General features: G+C 73.1%; 12 protein-coding genes, 1 tRNA gene and 2 pseudogenes. 4 read left to right on the plus strand and 11 right to left on the minus strand.

The features are described 5' to 3' along the window. The 5 genes and pseudogenes from IH44_RS0125645 to IH44_RS0125665 all read right to left on the minus strand — a co-directional run. Window positions 1–607 (minus strand): annotated as a pseudogene (locus IH44_RS0125645) (hypothetical protein); the annotation flags it as partial. Window positions 608–773: 166 nt separating this feature from the next. After that, complete coding sequence (locus IH44_RS0125650; protein WP_051817308.1) at window positions 774–2,228, minus strand: GH1 family beta-glucosidase; 1,455 nt, start codon at window positions 2,226–2,228, stop codon at window positions 774–776. Between the two features lie 61 nt (window positions 2,229–2,289). Next, window positions 2,290–3,204: a carbohydrate ABC transporter permease gene (locus tag IH44_RS0125655; RefSeq protein ID WP_030462086.1), complete on the minus strand. Its 915-nt coding sequence runs from the start codon at window positions 3,202–3,204 to the stop codon at window positions 2,290–2,292. A gap of 1 nt (window position 3,205) precedes the next feature. Further along, a complete protein-coding gene (locus tag IH44_RS0125660) occupies window positions 3,206–4,165 on the minus strand; it encodes a carbohydrate ABC transporter permease (protein WP_051817309.1) in 960 nt (319 codons plus the stop codon). A gap of 109 nt (window positions 4,166–4,274) precedes the next feature. Further along, complete coding sequence (locus IH44_RS0125665; RefSeq protein ID WP_030462088.1) at window positions 4,275–5,591, minus strand: ABC transporter substrate-binding protein; 1,317 nt, start codon at window positions 5,589–5,591, stop codon at window positions 4,275–4,277. Between the two features lie 430 nt (window positions 5,592–6,021). Here IH44_RS0125665 and IH44_RS0125670 point away from each other — a divergent pair, with 430 nt between their 5' ends. Continuing rightward, window positions 6,022–7,086: a LacI family DNA-binding transcriptional regulator gene (locus IH44_RS0125670; protein ID WP_030462089.1), complete on the plus strand. Its 1,065-nt coding sequence runs from the start codon at window positions 6,022–6,024 to the stop codon at window positions 7,084–7,086. Window positions 7,087–7,374: 288 nt separating this feature from the next. On the opposite strand, the gene IH44_RS0125675 is transcribed toward IH44_RS0125670, so the two are convergent. From IH44_RS0125675 to IH44_RS48435, 5 genes and pseudogenes are all read right to left on the minus strand, one after another. Then, window positions 7,375–7,821 (minus strand): DUF4442 domain-containing protein, encoded by a 447-nt coding sequence (locus tag IH44_RS0125675; protein WP_030462090.1) that lies wholly within the window; start codon window positions 7,819–7,821, stop codon window positions 7,375–7,377. 231 nt (window positions 7,822–8,052) lie between these two features. Next, window positions 8,053–8,128: transfer RNA gene (locus IH44_RS0125680), tRNA-His, on the minus strand. A 114-nt stretch (window positions 8,129–8,242) separates the two neighbouring features. Next, window positions 8,243–8,845, minus strand: coding sequence for an oligoribonuclease (orn, locus tag IH44_RS0125685; protein WP_081967116.1), 603 nt, complete (start codon window positions 8,843–8,845; stop codon window positions 8,243–8,245). A gap of 717 nt (window positions 8,846–9,562) precedes the next feature. After that, window positions 9,563–10,583: pseudogene (locus tag IH44_RS48430) on the minus strand (helix-turn-helix domain-containing protein); the annotation flags it as partial. A 1,120-nt stretch (window positions 10,584–11,703) separates the two neighbouring features. After that, window positions 11,704–12,666 carry an HAD family hydrolase gene (locus IH44_RS48435; RefSeq protein WP_232795084.1) on the minus strand — a complete coding sequence of 321 codons (963 nt, stop codon included), beginning with the start codon at window positions 12,664–12,666 and terminating at the stop codon, window positions 11,704–11,706. Window positions 12,667–13,558: 892 nt separating this feature from the next. On the opposite strand from IH44_RS48435, the gene IH44_RS0125700 reads away from it, so the two are divergent. From IH44_RS0125700 to IH44_RS0125710, 3 genes are all read left to right on the plus strand, one after another. Next, window positions 13,559–14,068 carry a universal stress protein gene (locus IH44_RS0125700; protein ID WP_030462094.1) on the plus strand — a complete coding sequence of 170 codons (510 nt, stop codon included), beginning with the start codon at window positions 13,559–13,561 and terminating at the stop codon, window positions 14,066–14,068. A gap of 370 nt (window positions 14,069–14,438) precedes the next feature. After that, on the plus strand, window positions 14,439–16,232 hold the full coding sequence (locus IH44_RS0125705; protein WP_157852462.1) for a hypothetical protein: 1,794 nt from the start codon (window positions 14,439–14,441) through the stop codon (window positions 16,230–16,232). A gap of 151 nt (window positions 16,233–16,383) precedes the next feature. Further along, window positions 16,384–17,178 carry a DUF4239 domain-containing protein gene (locus tag IH44_RS0125710; protein WP_051817312.1) on the plus strand — a complete coding sequence of 265 codons (795 nt, stop codon included), beginning with the start codon at window positions 16,384–16,386 and terminating at the stop codon, window positions 17,176–17,178. A gap of 10 nt (window positions 17,179–17,188) precedes the next feature. Here IH44_RS0125710 and IH44_RS0125715 read toward each other — a convergent pair whose 3' ends face one another. Continuing rightward, complete coding sequence (locus tag IH44_RS0125715; RefSeq protein ID WP_030462097.1) at window positions 17,189–18,379, minus strand: acyl-CoA dehydrogenase family protein; 1,191 nt, start codon at window positions 18,377–18,379, stop codon at window positions 17,189–17,191. Window positions 18,380–18,395: the final 16 nt, after the last annotated feature.

Here is an 18,395-nt window from a genome sequence, read left to right on the forward strand (position 1 = left end):
TGCGCTGGGCCGGGACGGCGGGGACGGGGTTCTCGTCGGGTTCGCGGCCGGTGGCGGGGGCGGGGCGGGGGGCCGGGGTGCGGCCGGTGGTGGCGGTCGCTGCGGCGGCCGGGGCCGCGGCGGGTGCGGGGGAGGTGACCGGGCCGCGGCCGGCGGGGGTGCGCTGGGCCGGGACGGCGGGGACGGGGTTCTCGTCGGGTTCGCGGCCGGTGGCGGGGCCGGAGCGGGAGGCGCGGGCGGCGTCCTCGGCGCGGGGCTGCGGGGGGACGGCGGAGAGCAGGCCGTTGGCGAGCGAGAAGGCGTCGGGGCGGTCGGCGTGGTGGCCGGGCAGCGGGAGTTCGCCGGTGCCGAGGTGGTGGTCGAGGAGGCTGCCGAGGTCCTCGACCGGCCGGCTGCCGGTGACGGCGGAACCGGCGGAGCCGGCCGAACCGACGGGGTCGGCCGGGTCGAGCGCGTCGGCCGCGCCGTCGAGCAGGTCGCCGTCGCCGGAGCCGGGGCGGACGACGGTGCCGAGGGCGCGGCCGGGGTGGTGCGGGGGGTGGCCGGTGTCGGCGGCGCGGGCGTCCGCCGCTCCGAGGCCGAGGCCGAGCACCTGGGCGGCGAGCATGCCGCCCGCCGCCAGTGCCCGGGGTCGCCCCCATCGGAGGCGGGGGGTGTCCGAACGTCGCGGTCGCTTCGCGTGGTTGGTTCGCACACCAGGGGAGAACGAGCGGGACTCCCCGCGGTCACGCCCGTCGCTCACACTCCGTCACACTGTGCGGGGGTGCGGGAGTTCAGGCGAGCCCCCCGCGCCGGATCACCTCCGCGTACCAGCGGGCGCTGGTCTTGGGGGTGCGCTGCTGGGTGTCGTAGTCGACGTGGACGATGCCGAAGCGCTTGCTGTAGCCGTACGCCCACTCGAAGTTGTCCAGCAGCGACCAGAGGTAGTAGCCCCGCACGTCCGCCCCCGCGGCGATCGCGTCGGCCACGGCCTGCAGGTGCAGTTCGACGTAGCGGACCCGCTCGGGGTCGTCGACCTCGCCGTCGGGGCCGACCACGTCCTCGAAGGCGGCGCCGTTCTCGGTGACCAGCAGCGGCAGGCCGAAGTCGCGGTGCATGCCGACCAGCGAGTCGACCAGGCCGGAGGCGTCGATCGGCCAGCCCATCGCGGTGACGTCGTCGTTGGCGAGGTGGAAGACCACGTCCTCGGAGCCGGGCCAGCAGCTGAACTCGCTGTCGCCGTGGCCGTCGTTGCGGGCCGCCTCCGCGGTCTCGGCGTTGTCACGCGGCGCCGAGACGACGGTCGGGTTGTAGTAGTTGAGGCCGAGCAGGTCGATCGGCCGGCCGATCTCCGCCTCGTCGCCGGGGCGCACCAGCTCGTCCCAGTCGACGAGGTGGGCGGTGTCGGCCTTGAGGTCCTCGTCGTAGCCGCCCTTGAACATCGGGCCGGTCCAGACCCGGTTGCCGACCGCCTCGATCCGGCGGGCCGCCTCGCGGTCCTCGGGGGTGTCGGTGAGCGGGCGGACCAGGTGCAGGTTGAGCGAGACGGCGATCTTCGCCGAGGCGGGCAGCACCTCGCGCAGCGCGCCGACGGCCAGGCCGTGGCCGAGGTTGAGGTGGTGGGCGGCCTTGAGCGCGTCGGCCGGGTTGGTGCGGCCGGGGGCGTGCACGCCGGAGCCGTAGCCGAGGAAGGCGCTGCACCAGGGCTCGTTGAGGGTGGTCCAGACCGGCACGCGGTCGCCGAGCGCGCCGGCCGCGAGGGCCGCGTACTCGGCGAAGCGGTAGGCGGTCTCCCGGATCGGCCAGCCGCCGGCCTCCTCCAGGTCCTGCGGGAGGTCCCAGTGGTAGAGGGTGGCGACGGGGGAGATGCCGTGTTCGAGCAGGGTGTCGACCAGGGCGCGGTAGAAGTCGAGGCCGCGCTCGACGGCCGGGCCGCGGCCGGTGGGCTGGATCCGCGGCCAGGACAGCGAGAAGCGGTACGAGGTGAGGCCGAGGTCGGCCATCAGGCGGACGTCCTCGCGGAAGCGGTGGTAGTGGTCCACCGCGACGTCGCCGGTGTCGCCGTTCAGCACCTTGCCGGGGGTCTTGGCGAAGACGTCCCAGATGGACGGGGTGCGCCCGTCCTCGGCGGCGGCGCCCTCGATCTGGTAGGCGGCGGTGGCCGCGCCCCAGGAGAAGCCGGGCGGGAAGGCCACCCGGGGCACCGCCACGGAGGAGTGGGCGGCTGTGGTCGGATCGGTCATGGTCATACGGGAGCGCTCCCATGGCTGAGGAGTGGACAGGGCGGGTGTGCCGGGGTCTTCCAGAGGGTCAGCTCTTGACGGCGCCGGACGTGATCCCGCCGACAATGTGCTTCCCCAGAACGGCGAAGATCAGCAGCAGCGGCAGGGTGCCGACGAGCGCACCGGTCATGATCACGGCCTGGTTGATGTCGTGGCCGGAGCCGCCGCCGAGGCCGGAGAGCGCGACCTGGACGGTGGGGTTCTGCGCGTTGAGCGCCACGAACGGCCAGAAGAAGTCGTTCCAGGACTGCACGAACACCAGCATGCCGAGCACCGCCATGGCGGGCCGGGCGATCGGGAACACCACGTGCCAGATGATCCGCAGGCTGTTCGCGCCGTCCACCCGGGCCGCCTCGACCAGCTCGAACGGCAGCGCCTCGGACAGGAACTGGCGCATGAAGAACACGCCGAACGCGGCCACCAGCGAGGGCAGGATCACCGACTGCAGGTGACCGCTCCACTCCAGCTTGGTGACGATCCGGTACAGCGGGATGACGCTCAGCTGCGGCGGGATGGTCATGGTGGCGACCACCAGGGTCAGCAGCGCGTTGCGGCCGCGGAAGCGCAGCTTGGCGAAGGCGAAGCCGGCCAGCGTGGAGAACAGCACCGTGGACAGCGACACGCAGCCCGCCACGATGGTGGAGTTCAGCAGGGCGAGGCCCATGTCGGCCTGGTCCCAGGCGGTGGAGATGTTGTTCCACAGCTCGCCGCCGGGAATCATCGGCGGCGGCGACAGGGCCACCCGCTCACCGGTGTTGGAGGCCGCGACGAAGGTCCAGTACAGCGGGAACAGCGAGACCAGCGCGGCGATCCCGAGCAGCACGTAGGTGACCGGGCCGGCCTTGTCGTGGTCGCCCGCCTTGCGCCGGAACAGGCCGCGCGGGCGGGCCGGGTCGACGCTCTTCGCCTCGCGGGGGGAGGGGGTGGACAGGGTGGCGGCCATGTCAGCCTCCCAGCTCGTGGCGCTTGCGGTAACGGGTGATCAGGAACTGCACCAGGCCGATCAGCAGCAGGATCAGCAGCATCGTCCAGGCCACCGCCGAGGCGCGGCCCAACTGGCGCGACGGCCAGCCCAGTTCGTACATGTAGAGGCTGAGCGTCTGGAACTGGTGCGCGGAGCCGCCGGACACGCCGACACCGCCTCCGAACAGCATCGGCTCGCCGAACAGCTGGGTGGCGCCGATGGTGGAGACGATGATGGTGAACATGATGGTCGGGCGGATCGACGGGATGGTGATCCGGGTGAACTGCTGCCAGCGGTTGGCCCCGTCCAGGCTGGCCGCCTCGTACAGGTCCTTCGGCACCGCCTGCATCGCGGCCAGGTAGATCAGCGCGTTGTAGCCGGTCCAGCGCCAGGTCACGATGGTGGCGATGGCGATCTGCGAGGGCCAGGTGTCGGAGTACCAGTTGGGGTGCAGGCCGACCAGGTCCAGCATCCAGTTGATGAAGCCGTAGTCCGGGTTGAACAGCTGGACGAACACCAGGGTCGCCGCGGCGATCGAGGTGGCGTACGGGGCGAGGATCGCCACCCGGAGGAAGCCCCGGGCCCGCATCCGGTAGTTGAGCAGGTGGGCCAGCCCGAGCGCCATCAGCAGCTGCGGGACGGTCGAGATCACCCCGATGGTGAAGGTGTTGCGCAGCGCCGTCCAGAACTGGTCGTTGGACCACAGGCGGGTGTAGTTGCCGAAGCCCCGCCACTCCATCACGTCCGGCTTGAGCAGGTCGACGTAGTGCAGCGACAGCCAGCCCGTCCAGATCAGCGGGAAGAGGCCGAAGGCGGCGAAGCAGAGGAAGAACGGCGCGATGAAGGCGTACGGGGAGGCCTTCAGGTCGAACCGGTACAGGCGGGAGCGCCAGGAGGAGCGCGCGGCGGGCGGGGCCTCGGCGCGGACGTGGGTGGCCACTTGGGGTTTCCTTCCCGGAGGTGGCGAGGGGCGGCGGAACGGCGCCCGGCCGGGTGGGCGGACCCGGCCGGGCAGTTGGGACCGGTTACCGGCGCGAGGCCGGCCCGGATCAGTGGCCGGTCTTGTCGTCGACCAGCTTGGTCACGTTGTCCCAGGCCTTGGCCGGGTCGGTGCCGTGCTCCTCGATGTCGAGGATGCCGTTGTCGGTGATGATCGTCTTGACGTTGCCGTCCTGCTCGCCGATCGGGACCGGCTTGATCGAGGTGGCGGACGCGGCGAAGATCTGACCGGTCGGGGCGTTGCTGAAGTACTCCAGCTTGGCGCTCTGGACGGCGGGCTGCTGCAGGCCGCCCACGGTGGAGGGCAGGTTGCCGACCTTGGTGAAGACCTTGGCCTGCTGCTCCGGCGCGGTCAGCCAGGCGGCGAGCGCCGTGGCCTCCTTGATGTGCTTGCCGGCCTTCGGGACGGTCAGGAAGGCGCCGCCCCAGTTGGAGGCGACCGGCGCGGCCGCGACGTCCCACTTGCCCTTGCCGGCCTCGCCGCCGTACTTGCTCAGCGAGGAGGTCATCCAGGACGGGCAGACCACCGCGGCGAACTTGGCGTTGGCGACGGCCGCGTTCCACGGGTCCTGGAACTGGCGCAGGCCGGCGCTGATCTTCGCCTGCGAGGCGGAGACCGCGAGGTCCCAGGCGGTCTTCACACCGGCGCTGGTCTTGTAGACGAGCTTGCCGGAGGCGTCCGAGTACTGCTCCGGCTGGGCCGACAGCACGGCGTTGAACAGGCCGGAGGCCGAGTCGGTGAAGAAGGTGCCGGCCGGGGCGTTCTGCTGGTACTTCTTGCCGGTCTCGACGAACTTCGACCAGTCGCCCGCCCACAGCTTGCCGACCTCTTCGCGGTCGGTCGGCAGGCCGGCCTGCTGGAACAGGTCGGTGCGGTAGCAGACCGCCATCGGGCCGATGTCGGTGCCCAGGCCGATCAGCGAGCCGGACGGGGTGGTGGCCTGCTTCGACTTCCAGGGCAGCCAGTTGGCGGCGTTGACGCCGTCGGCCTTGCCGAGGTCCACGAACTTGTCGCCCAGGGTGTTGGTGGCCTGCGCGATGTAGCCGACCTCGACCGCCTGGATGTCGGCCAGGCCGCTGCCCGAGCCCAGGTGGGTGGTCAGCGCGTCCCAGTACTTCTGGCCGTCCTGGGTGGTCTGGTACTTGATGGTGATGTTCGGGTGCGCGGCCATGTACTCGTCGTACAGGCCGGCCTCCACGTAGCCGAAGGTGCCGAAGTCGCCGACGTTCAGGGTGATCTTCGCGTTGGCGTCGTCGGAGCCGCCCTTGTCGGAGCTCGAGGAGCAGGCCGTGAGCAGCAGGGTGGAGGCGGCGAGGACCGCGACGGCGGCGACAGCGGCTCTGCGGGGGCGGGAGGTGGTGCGCATGGGGGCGAACTCCTTTGTCCGGGTGGTTGATCCGGGTCGGTCCGGCGTCGGTCCGGTCGTCTTCCGGGGCCTGCCGGTGGTCTTCCATGGGTGGTGCCGGGCTTGGAACGAGAGCTTCGTGGGTGTTCTTGGTGCGCTGAATCTTGGCTACAGTGTGGGAGCGCTCCCACAGCTGGGCATGCCGGAAGGTTGCTGTGTCGCGGGGGTGAGTGTCAAGACGTGGTGACATAAACGTTGCCGGAGCGTTTCCGCCTTCGTTACCACCGCCGTTGACGCCCTCGTGCTGCCCCCGGGCCGGTCCCGGACCGCTCCGGGCCGCCCCGGATGGTCGGAAACGCGGCAGGACCGGCCACAATGAACAGTCCGCACGGACCCGGGGCGGGTCCCGGCGGATCCGTCCCATCCGTCCCAGAGACCGAGAGGTGTAGCGATGAGCCCGACCGCACAGCGCCCCGACGCGCTCCATCCGGGCGCCGGCGGCAGAGCCACCGCGCGCCCCACCCTGGAGGAGGTGGCCGCGCTGGCAGGCGTCGGCCGCGGCACCGTCTCCCGGGTGATCAACGGCTCCCCGCGGGTCAGCGCCAAGGCCCGCGAAGCCGTCCAGAACGCCATCGCCGAACTCGGCTACGTCCCCAACCGGGCCGCCCGCACCCTGGTCACCTCGCGCACCGACTCGATCGCGCTGGTCGTCCCCGAGGCCGAGACCAGGCTGTTCTCCGAGCCGTACTTCTCCGACATCATCAGCGGCGTCTCGGCCGAACTCGCCGAGACCGACATGCAGCTGCTGCTGATCCTGGTCCGCAACCAGCGCGAACGGGACCGGCTCTCGGCCTACCTGACCGCCCAGCGCGTCGACGGCGTCCTGGTCGTCTCGGTGCACCGCGACGACCCGCTGCCCGGACTGCTGGAGAGCCTGGAGATCCCCTCCGTGCTGGCCGGCCGGCGCAGCGACCTCGAACCGCTCAGCTACGTCCACGCCGACAACGCCGGCGGCGCCCGGATGGCCGTGCGCCACCTGCTCCGGCGCGGCTGCACCCAGGTGGCCACCCTCACCGGCCCGCTCGACATGGAGGTCGCCCAGGCCCGCCTCGGCGGCTACCGCCGGGCCCTGGAGGAGGCCGGCCACGCCTACGACGAGGAACTCGTCGGCCTGGCCGACTTCACCGAGGAGGGCGGCCGGGTCGCCATGCGCGAACTCCTCGCCCGCAGGCCCGAGTTGGACGGCGTCTTCTGCGCCTCCGACGTGATGGCGGCCGGCGCCATGCAGGTGCTCCGGGCGGCCGGGCGCCGGATCCCCGACGACGTCGCGGTGATCGGCTTCGACGACTCGATCGTGGCCCGGCACACCGACCCGCCGATGACCAGCGTCCGCCAGCCGATCGAGGAGATGGGCCGCACCATGGCCCGGCTGCTGCTCGACGAGATCCACGAACGCGGCCGGGCCCGGCGGCAGGTGGTGCTGGCGACCGAGCTGATCGTCCGCGACTCCGCCTGACGGGGGCGGCCACCGCTCGCGGCTTGCTTGCTTGCTGCGGAGGGGACGGGCGGGGCGGCCGCCGCTCGCGGCTTGCTGCCGAGGGGGCCGGGCCGGGCGGGATGGCGGAGGGGCTGGGCGAGGCGGTCGGGCGGGGGGCGGCCGGGCCGGGCGAGGCGGTCGGGCGGGGGGCGGCCGGGCCGGGCGCCGGGGTGCGTGCGGTGCGGCGGGCGTCCGTGCGTTCGCGTGCGGGCCGTCCGGGGCCGGGGCCGGCGTGCGGTCGGCCCGGCCCGGACGGCCGCCGGGGGCTCAGGAGTTGGGGCGCAGCGTCCAGACGATCTCCAGCACGCCGGTGACGGCGCCGTCCTCGCGGGTGATCTCCACCGTGATCGGGAACTCGGGGCGCTTGCCCTCGTCCAGCTCGGCGATCACCTCGGCCACCGGCCGGCCGAGCGTCGCGGTGGCGGTCACCACGCCGCGGGCGAGCTTCTTGAACGAGATCTCGCCGACCGTCGGCAGCGGCACCGCGCGGCCCAACTGGTCGCCGAACGCCGCCAGCACGATCGCACCGCTGGCGGACTCGGCCAGCGTGAACATCGCCCCCGCGTGCGGGCCGCCCACGTGGTTGCGGTACTCCGGCAGGTCGGGCAGCCGCAGCACGGCCCGCTCCGGGGTGGTCTCCAGGTACTCCAGCTGCAGGGTCTTCACCATCGGGACGGTGGACGTGAGCAGCTCGCCGATCGCAGTAGTGGTCATGCCGCGATGTTACTAGCGGGTAGCTTGGTCGTCCATGCCCCGCCGTTTCCGTCCCGCGGCCGCCGCGCAGCCGCTGTGCCGCTGACCCGCCCGCGCGGGCCCCAACTCACCGCCGCGGTGCGTCCGGTGCTCGGCGCGTCCGGTATGTCTGGTATATCCGGTGCGTCCGGCGCTCCGGTCCGGAGAACGACGAAGGCCCCGGTCGATTTCTCGACCGGGGCCTTCGCTTACTGGGGTGAGTGACGGGACTCGAACCCGCGGCCACCTGGACCACAACCAGGTGCTCTACCAACTGAGCTACACCCACCATCTGTCAGGTGCTTTCCCGCTTCCGCGTTCCCGCTCCGACAGGAAGAACTCTACAGGATGCGGAGGGGTGCTCGCGCCAGGGTTTCCGTGACCGCCCGGGCCGGATCCCTGGTCAGCCGGTGGGCAACTGGTGCCGGGCGGCGATCTCCCGCGCGGTGTCGGTGTCCGGGCCCGGCTGCGGGACGAACACCGCCTCGCGGTAGTAGCGCAGTTCGGCGATCGACTCGCGGATGTCGGCCAGCGCGCGGTGGCTGCCGCCCTTCTGCGGGCTGTTGTAGTAGGCCCGCGGGTACCAGCGGCGGGCCAGCTCCTTGATCGAGGAGACGTCCACGATCCGGTAGTGCAGGTGCCCCTCCAGCTCCGGCATGTCCCGGGACAGGAAGCCGCGGTCGGTGGCCACCGAGTTCCCGCACAGCGGCGTCCTGCCGGCCTCCGGCACGTGCTCGCGGACGTACGCCAGCACCCGCTCCTGCGCCTCGGCCATGGTCAGGCCGTCCGCGAGCTCGTCGAGCAGGCCCGAGGAGGTGTGCATCTGCCGCACCACCTCGGGCATGGTCTCCAGCGCCTCGGCGGGCGGTCGGATGATCACATCCACGCCTTCGCCGAGCACGTTCAGCTCGGAGTCGGTCACCAGGGCGGCGACCTCGATCAGGGCGTCCCGATCGAGGTCGAGGCCGGTCATCTCACAGTCGATCCATACCAGACGGTCATTCACGCCTTCACCCTACGGCGCGATCACGCGCCCCCGACACCGCACGCGCCCCGTCCGGACCGAAGTCCGCCGTGCCGTGCGCCCCGCGCTCCGGCTCGACCTCCGGACGGTGCGCCGCCTGCCGGCCCCGGGCGCTCGGCTGCTCGCCGACCGGGTCCTCCGCGATGGCGTGCTCCATCGGACGGTCCGGACGCTCCGCCGGCCCCGACCCGCGCCCGCCCGGGTACGCCGCGCTCGGCCGCACCGGCTGCCCGGGCGAGGGCTGCGCGTGCGCGTGCGCGGGCGGAGGCCCCTGCAGGGCCCCCGGCTGCCCGCTGCCGCCGGACTGCCCGCCCTGGCCGCTGTGCCCGCCGTGCCCGGACTGCCCGCCGTGCCCGGACTGGCCCGGCTGGCCGGGCTGACCGCCGTACGCGGCCGGGCCGGTGGCGCGGCCCGCGTACCGGGGGTCGCCCGGACGCTCCGGCACCCGCCCGCCGAAGGCGCTCGGCGGCGGACCGGCCTGCGGCGGCACCAGCGGACGCGGACGCTGCCGCCCCGCCGCACCCCCGCCCGCCCCGACCGGCACCCCGCCGACCGGACCGGCCCCGCCCGGAACCTGCTGACCGGGCGTCACCGGGCCGTGCGCGGCGGGCCCGTGGGACGCCGGGACGTGCCCGGCCCGGTCCGCGCCGCGCTCGGCCGGGACGCCGCCCGGCGCCTGCGCCGCCACCGGCCCGCCGACGGACGGTCGGCGGGCCCGGAAGGTGGTCCGGTACGCGGCGGGGGAGACCCCGAGCTGCCGCCGGAAGTGCCCGCGCAGCGCCACCGGCGAACGGAAGCCGCAGCGCCGGGCGACGTCGTCCACCGACAGGTCCGAGGTCTCCAGCAGCCGCTGCGCCTGCAGCACCCGCTGGGTGATCAGCCACTGCAGCGGCGCGCTCCCGGTCAGGGTCCGGAACCGGCGGTCGAAGGTGCGCCGCGACATGTAGGCGCGGGCCGCCAGCACCTCGACGTCGAACTGCTGGTTGAGGTTCTCCAACGCCCAGGTGACCACCTCGGCCAGCGGGTCGTTGCCGATCTCCTCCGGTAAAGACTGGTCGATGTACTGGGCCTGACCTCCGCCGCCGCGGCGGTTCGGCACCACCAGCCGGCGGGCCAGCGCGTTGGCGGCCTCGGCGCCGTGGTCGCTGCGCACCACGTGCAGGCACAGGTCGATGCCGGCCGCGGTGCCCGCGGAGGTGAGCACGTCGCCGTCGTCGACGAACAGCTCGCGCGGGTCCACGTGGACCCGCGGGTAGCGCTTCGCCAGCGTCGGCGCGTACATCCAGTGGGTGGTGGCCGGACGCCCGTCCAGCAGCCCGGCGGCGGCCAGCACGAAGGCGCCGGTGCACAGGCCGATGATCCGGGCCCCCTCGTGGTGGGCCTTGCGCAGCGCGGCGATCGCCTCGACCGGCGGCGGCTGCGAGATCGACCGCCAGGCCGGCACCACGATGGTGCCCGCCCGGGACAGCGCCTCCAGCCCGTACGGGGCGGTCAGCGTCAGCCCGCCGGTGGTGGTCAGCGGGCCCTCCTCGCCGGCGCACACCAGCAGCCGGTAGCGGGGGACGCCGGCGTCCTGCCGGTCCACGCCGAACACCGACAGCGGGATCGAGCTCTCGAAGATCGGCGCCCCGCTGAACAGCAGCACCGCGACCGTCTCGCGCCGCCGCCGACCGGCCAGCTTGCGCGAGGAGGAGAGCGCACCGGGACCGGCCGCGAGCACGTCCGTCGCCGTACCCGCACCCGTGCCCGCGCTGGTGCCCGCGCCCGCGCCCGCGGCGCCGTGCGCGGAGGACGCTGCCGAGAGGGACGGAACCGCGGAGTGCTGACCCGGCGTCATCGCTCCCGGAGCACCCTGGAGCTGGCCGCCACCCGGCCCACCGACCGGCGAACCGGCCGACGCGCCACCGAACTTGCCGAGTCTCGCCGCACCACCGGGATAGGACGACGGCTGGCGACCGTTATCAGGACCCGCGTCGCTCCTGCTCACCCTGCTCAAGGCGCTCCAGCCCCCTCGGTGGTGTGGTGGTCTCGGCTGCCGCTCTGCGAGCCAAGATCGAATCTACTTGGTGGACCGTTGCCGTTGTGACAAGTTCACCATCCGACGCTATGTCGACATGGCAATTTGGCGTGAAGCATTCGATCACGAAGCGTGGCACCCGTCGACCCCGCTGTGAAGGGGGCGCGGACAACCGTGGCCGGTTGTCGCACGACCTGCCGGTGATTCACCCGCCGACGGTGCACCCACCGCCCGCTGTGTGCTGCGGATTTGCCCGAACGGCAGGGGAGCGGCGCAAGTTGGCCGAAAACGCACGGTTCGAATCGGGGGCGTGAAACCGCCTCCCACGCGCCACAGCGCACACCTGAGCCATGATCCCCGCGCCCCGTCAGCCCCCCGGCCCGACCTGAACCGGCCACTCCTGAACGCCTCCCACCTCACGCTCAGTCACTTCGGCCCCGATGTTCCGGTTCTGACCCACCAGTACCACCGCCCCCACCCACCCCGGCCGCCGCACCGCTCCACCCCCGACCCGGACGCCCCGCCCCGACGGCCCCGCCGCCGCACATTCGTCCGAATCCGACCCCTCCTCGCGGGGCACCCACCCGCCCCGGCCCCCGCCGCCGGGTGCCGGGCGCCGACACCACTCGACCGGACCCGGTACGGAGACGGCGGGGGAGCGGTCCGGGGTTGCCGCGCGGCGCGAACTCAGTCGAATGACGTAGCGTCAACTCCTGTTTTCCGCTTGGCGAGTGGCTGCTTCGAGTGCCCCTCGTGTGGGGCGGTGACGGCCGTCTCGGCGGCGGAACTCCGGGGCCTCGGCAGGGCGGTCGGGCGGTAGGGGTCAGCCCGCGGCGGCCGCGGCGTCGCCCCAGCGGGCCTGGGCGGGCTCGATCGGGGCGAGCGGCCGGGCCTTCGCCAGCGGGACCTGCTGGGCGAGCGACGCACCGGCGGCCTTGGCGGCCGGAGCCGACTGGGTCGTCTGGGCGGACTGGGGGGCCTGAGCTGCCTGAACGGCCTTGGCGGCCTTGGTGGCCTTGACGGGCGGCGGAGCCAGCCGGGAGGCGGGGATGGCGAGTTGGCCGCGCGACCGCTGCGGGCGGCCGGCCGCAGCCGCGGCGAATCCCCGTCCGGCGGCCGGGTGTTCGCCCGCGGCGAGGATCACCCGCACCGCCTCCGGCAGGCTCGGCGCGCTGACCGTCGGCCGGTAGGCCCGTTCCGCCCACGGCCGGCCGTGGTGCAGCCACGCGCTGCGCAGCCCCGTCGCGGCCGCCCCCGCGATGTCGGCCGGGCCGTAGTCGCCGACCATCCAGGTCTGCGCCTTCCAGTCCCCGGCCGGCCGGAAGTCGCACCGCCGCGCCGCGATCTCGAAGATCAACGGGTCCGGCTTCAGGCAGTGGGCCTCCTCCGAGATGACCCAGCCGTCCACCAGGGGGGCGAGCCCGGTCAGCCGGATCTTCTCCAACTGGGGCAGCGTCCCGCCGTTGCTGACGATCCCCAGCGTCCAGCCCGCCTCGCGTGCCTCCCGGAGCGCCGCGACGTGCGAATCCGGGCACTGGATGTGCGAGTTGATGCCGTCTCGGTAATGCGCGAGCATCGACTCCACCGACCGGTCGATGCCGTAGCGACGCCTCGCCGCACCCAGTACCGTGCTGCGCGGTACGTAGCCGCTGCCGTCGAGCATGACCAGCCAGTCGAGGTCCCCGGCGGGCAGGCCGTTCTCAGTGAGGAAGTCCCCTGCCCAGGCCCGGAACGCGGCGTCCCTGGGCAGCAGGGTGTTGTCGAGGTCGAGCAGGAGCAGCGGCATGCCGAGCATGCTGCCAGCGGCCGCCACGTATGCACGTGGCAATTGCCAAAGGTGGAGGGAAATTCCGCGAATTGGCCGAATCCGGCCGCTACGCACCCAACCCGGACCATGATCCCAAAAGGCCCCGCCCGCGAGGCGGAACCCCCGCCCCCGCTCACCGGATCGCCGGACCGGCACCGCCGCCGTGCCGTACGGTGCGAACCGGGCGGGAGCCGGGCGGGATCCGGATGCCGACCGGGAGGCGACCGGGCGCCGGCCGGGTGCGAACCGGGCGGGAGCCGGGCGCGATCGAGACGACAACTGCCGTGCACCGCCCACGGACAGGGGCGATGACAGTCGGGTCACGTTGTGTCGGCGCACTGTTGCGCACATCGCGTGTCGTCGGTCAAGCTCCTGGGAACCCGCCGCGAGGGGGCGCACGACGGAGTGCGTCTTTCCCCCACACGCGGGAACCTGACCGCACGAGGGCGCCGTCACTGGGCGGGGCCCGTTCCGAGCCGTACTCTGAAAGGCACAGGTCGCCAACGGTGGTAGTCGTTCGCGGACGCATCGCCACCGCTGCCGTTCCTGCCACCGGGACCGGGCGGTCCGCCGTCGCCTCCCCCTGCGTAGGTCCGTTCCAGTTGAAGAGTTTTGAGCCATGGCCGGTGAAGAGCCTTCCGCTTCTGCCCACGGCAGCCCGCCCGACAGCAGGTCCGCTGTCGAGGACCCGGGCGCCCCGCCGCCCGCCGATCACCCGCGCCCCCCGGACGCCCGGCCTGCCGACCCCGGCCCCGGTTCCGGCGGGTCGGCGCCCGGCACCCCTGAACGACGTGACACCTCCGGGAGCGACCGCCCCGGAACGGCGGCGGACGCCGTCGTCGGACCTCGACCCGGTACTGCGGAGGACGCGATGACCGACCGATCCCGTCCCACCGTGGGCCGCCGCGACGGCGAGGGCGAACCGCAACTCCAGGAACACGGCTCGCGCGCCTGCGACCCGCAGTTCCAGCACGGCGTGGTGGTCGGTTTCGACGGCTCGCTCTCCAGCGAGCGCGCCCTGGCCTACGCCGTCGGCATGGCCCGCCGCTCCCGCTGCGGCCTGGTGATCGTCCACGTCGCCAACCGGCTTCCCACCACCGTCTGGGCCGGCTGCGAACCGCCCGTCTTCGTGGACCTCCCGGACCAGCGCACCGAGATCCTCGGCCTCGAACTCGCCTGCGCCGACTTCCTCTCCGGCGTCCCCTGGATCCTGGTCGAACGCGGCGGGGACATCTGCCACGAGATCGAGGAGGTCGGCCGCGAGTACGCCGCGGACGCCATCGTGGTCGGCAGCACCCATGGCCTGCTCGGCAAGATCTTCGGCTCGGTCTCCGGCCGACTCGCCCGCCGCGCCAACCGCCCGGTGATCGTCATCCCCTGACCGGCCCGCCTGTCTGCTTGTCTACCTGCCTCCTGCCTGCCTGCCCGCCCGCCCCGCCGAGGCCGGTTCACGCCCTGTCGTGCCGTGTCGCGTCGTACCGGGCGCGGGTAGGCTCGGTCGGCCGCTCTGGATCCCGTTCCCGCCCGCGCCCGCTGCCGGGCTGCTGGTGGCACGCCGCTGCGTCGGGCGGGGCCGTTCCCGGCAGCTCCCGGCGGTTCCTGCTGGCTCCCGGCAGTGCCCGGGGACGGCTTAGAGGGAGGCCCGGGGGCGATCGGAGGGCAGCCCGGCGGTATCGGCCGATCGAGTCGTTCCCGGCTGCCCCGGTGCGCCGTGCCGGTGACCGGCCGATTCCCTGATCGATCATGCCGAAGTGACCAATCGTCATATCGACGTACTGACCGCCGGATGGCGGGCCCCCGCAGCCGTACTCCGCCGCCCCGTGCCTGCCGTGCTCGGGATCGCGCTGCTGGCCCCCGCCCTCCTCGGCACCTGGACGTCGGAACCGGGCACCACCCGCGGCGGTGAGGTGCACGACGAGCTGAGGCTGAGCGTCAGCACCAACACCAGCACCGACCCCGGCGTGCGGCTCCGGGCCGGGGAGCCCGCCACCCGCACCTACCACCTGAGCAACCACGCCGAGTACCCGCTCGGCGGCGTGCTGCTGAGTGACCCTCAGCTCCCCGGCGGAAGACTCGCCTGCGGGGCCGACCGGAGCATCCCGCCCGGCGGTGCCCTCGACTGCACCGCCACCTTCACTGCCGCGACCGGCCCGCAGGCCGCCCAGGTCACGGCGGTCGCGGACGCCCCCGACCACCTGCCACAGGCGCACGCCGACGCGCCCACCGGATACCTGGGCATCACCGCGGGCCTCCGCCTCACCCGGGTGGGCACCCCCTCGGGCACGGGCCTGTCCCACCGCTCCGCACCTCGGACGCCTCCGCCCGGCACCCCCGAACCCGCGGCCGGGCCTATCACCGGGGCAGCTACCGGGGCCGCGGCGCCCCGGCCCGGTGCATCGACCCGGGCGCTGCCCGGAGCCGCGCCCGGCCTGGTGACCGACGTCGGCGGAACCATCGAACTCCAGTATCGCCTGGAGGCGTTCGGCGATGTCCCGATCACCGCAGCCTCGATCACCGAGGGGTTGCCCGGCCTGGGCACGGTGGACTGCACGGGCTCCGACGGCGGGCGCACCCTCGCCCCCGGACAGGCCGTCGACTGCCGTGCGACCGGCACCGCCCGCCCGGGACGCCAGACCGGCAGGGCCCGGGCCGACGGCCTGGCGGACGACGCGACCGTCGGCCCGGACGGCACCCGCCAAGCGCCCCGCCAGGTCTCCGCCGAGGCGGACGGCGCCTACGACGGCCTACGGCCGACCCCGCCCACCCCGGAACCGGCCGGCCCGGCCACCGGTCCCAGTCCCGGTGTTGGCCCTGGCCCTGGCGCCAGTACCGGACCTGGCGCCGGCACCGGCATCGCGCCCGGCTCCGGCTCTGCAACCGGCCCGGGGACGAACTCGGGGCCGGGCACGACAGGGACCGGCGGCACCACAGGCTCGGGCACACCCTCGAGCCTCTCGGGCGACGCCGTCCCACCGGGCCTGTTCCCGGTCTCCGTCCCGCCCGGCACCCGTCCGGCGGCTGCCGCGGTCGGACAGCAGCCCGCCGCCGCGGCGCAGGCACAACCCGCGGCGGGAGCCCATGCCCTGGCGGGGCAGCTGCTCGCGCCGTTCCTCCCCGGGCAGGCCCCGGCCCTGCTGCCGGGCGGAACCGCCTTCGCCAGGCCTGCCTCGCCCTTCGCCGCACCGGGATCGTCCGGCACGGCAAACCCCCTCTCCGGAAACCCGGCGACAACGAACACGGCGGGCAACCAGACCGCCACAGCCGCAGCCGCCACAGCCGCCGTTGCATCCGGCCCGAGCCGGCCGACCGGTCAGGAGTCCGGTGCCACCGCGGGCCGGCCGCAGTCGGCGCCCGCCGTGGGCCGGACCGCGGGCGGGCAGGCGGAGAGCCAGTTCGCGCAGGAGGACTGGCCCCCGGGGCAGGAGGACGACACCTGGGACGGAACCGAGGTGATGATGCTGCTGCTGGCGATCGTCCTCCCGGTGCTGTGCGTCCTGGCAGCGGCGTTCACCGTACGGACCCGGGGACGGCGGGGACGGTGGTGAAGACGGCGAACGGAACCGCGAAGCTGGAGACAGACACGAAGCCGGAGACGGACACGAAGCCGGGCACAGCCACAGCCGCGGGCACAGCCACAGGCACGGACATGAACGCAGGCGGCAGCCAGGGCGTGGCCACGAGCGCGGCCGGGCCGAGATGCTGACCGTTGCCGTCGCCGCCGTGTCGGGTGCGGTGCTGGCGCTGGTGATCGGCCTGCTGCTGGGGCGGACCAAGCGGGCGCGGGAAGGGGCGACGACACCGCAGGCGATGTCTTTCGCCGGGGCGGCGATCCTCGGCTTCTTCGCGCTCTTCCTGGGGTTCAGCATCGCCGGCACCTGGCAGCAGCTGAACTCGGCGCGCCAGCACACCTACGAGGAGTCGCGGGCCCTCACGGAGGCGTACTGGACCGCCGGCGGTCTGCCCGACGCCGATCGGCCCGTGGTGCGGGACAGGCTGCGGTCCTACACCAGGGTGGTGATCGACGACGAGTGGGCCGCCATGCAGCACGACACCGGAAGTCAGGCCGCCTGGCGGGCGGTCGACCAGGTGCGGGCCGCAGTCGACCGGGCCGCGGTGCACAGCCAGGTCGAGGCGAGTGCTCGGACCGACGTGCTGCGGAGCCTGTCCGAGGTCAACGCCAAGCGGAACGCGCGGCTGGGTGATCTCCGTGCGTCGGTGCCCGTCCTGGCGATCGGCGGCCTGCTGGTGGGGGCGGTGTTCGTCCTGGCGACCCCCTCGGTGATCGGGCTGACCTCCAACCCGCGGAACCTGGTGCTGATGTGCTTCGTGGGCGCCTCCGTGGCGTTCGGGGTGAGCATGGTGGCGGTGATGAGCGGGCCGTTCTCCGGCGCGGTGCGGATCCAACCGACGGCGTTCCAACTGGCGTTGGAGCGCTACGACCAGATCGACAACGACGCCGGGGTGTCGGCCCTGCCCCCGTTCCTGCCCTGACCGGTGTGGTTCAGGACGTCATGCCGAGTTCACGTGCGATGAGCATCCGCTGGACCTCCGAAGTGCCTTCGCCGATCTCCAGGATCTTGCAGTCGCGCCACATGCGGGCGACCGGGTACTCGTTCATGAAGCCGTAGCCGCCGTGGATCTGGGTCGCCTCGCGGGCGTTGTCGACCGCGGCTTCGGACGCGTACAGCTTGGCAATGGCTGCCTCCTTCTTGAAGGGCTCGGAGTGCAGCAGCCGGGAGGCGGCGTCCCGCCAGGCCAGGCGGGAGATGTGCGCGCGCGTCTCCATGTCGGCGAGCTTGAACTGGATGACCTGGTTGGCGCCGATCGCCCGGCCGAAGGCGCGACGGGTGCCGGCGTACGAGAGGGACTGGTCCACGCACCCCTGGGCCAGGCCGGTGGCCAGGGCCGCGATGGCGATGCGGCCTTCGTCGAGGATGCGCAGGAACTGGGCGTAGCCGCGGCCTCGGCGTCCCAGCAGGTTGGCCGCGGGTACTCGACATTCGGTGAAGGACAGTTCGCGGGTGTCGGAGGCGTTCCACCCGACCTTCGAATACTTCTTCGACACCTGGAACCCGGGAGTCCCAGTGGGAACGATGATGGAGGAGATTTCCCTGGTGGGCGAGTGATTTGACGATCCGTCACTCGAATGTGTGATCGGTTCGGTCAGTGCGGTGACGGTGACCAGGCCGGTGATGTCGGTGCCGGAGTTGGTGATGAAGCACTTGCTGCCGTTGATCACCCACTCGTCGGTGGCCTCGTCGTAGCGCGCCGTGGTCCGGGTCGCCCCGGCGTCCGTGCCGCCCTCGGGCTCGGTCAGGCCGAAGGCGCCGAGCACCTCGCCGGAGGTCAGCTTCGGCAGCCACTCGCGCTTCTGCTCCTCGGTGCCGAAGAGGTGGATCGGCATCGCGCCGAGCGAGACCGCCGCCTCCAGGGTGATCGCCACCGAGGAGTCGACCCGGGCCAGCTCCTCCAGGACCAGGCAGAGCGCGAAGTAGTCGCCGCCCATGCCGCCGTACTCCTCCGGGAAGGGCAGCCCGAACAGGCCCATCCGCCCCATTTCCCGGATGATTTCGTACGGGAATTCATTCTGCTCGTAGTATTCGCCGATCTTCGGCGCGATCACATCGTTGGCGAACTCCGCGACGGTGCTGCGGAGTTCCTCGTACTCACTGCTCAGGCGGTGGTCGAGCACGGCTGATCCTCCCGGG

Source organism: Kitasatospora sp. NRRL B-11411 (genome assembly GCF_000721345.1).
Classification (GTDB): domain Bacteria; phylum Actinomycetota; class Actinomycetes; order Streptomycetales; family Streptomycetaceae; genus Kitasatospora; species Kitasatospora cineracea.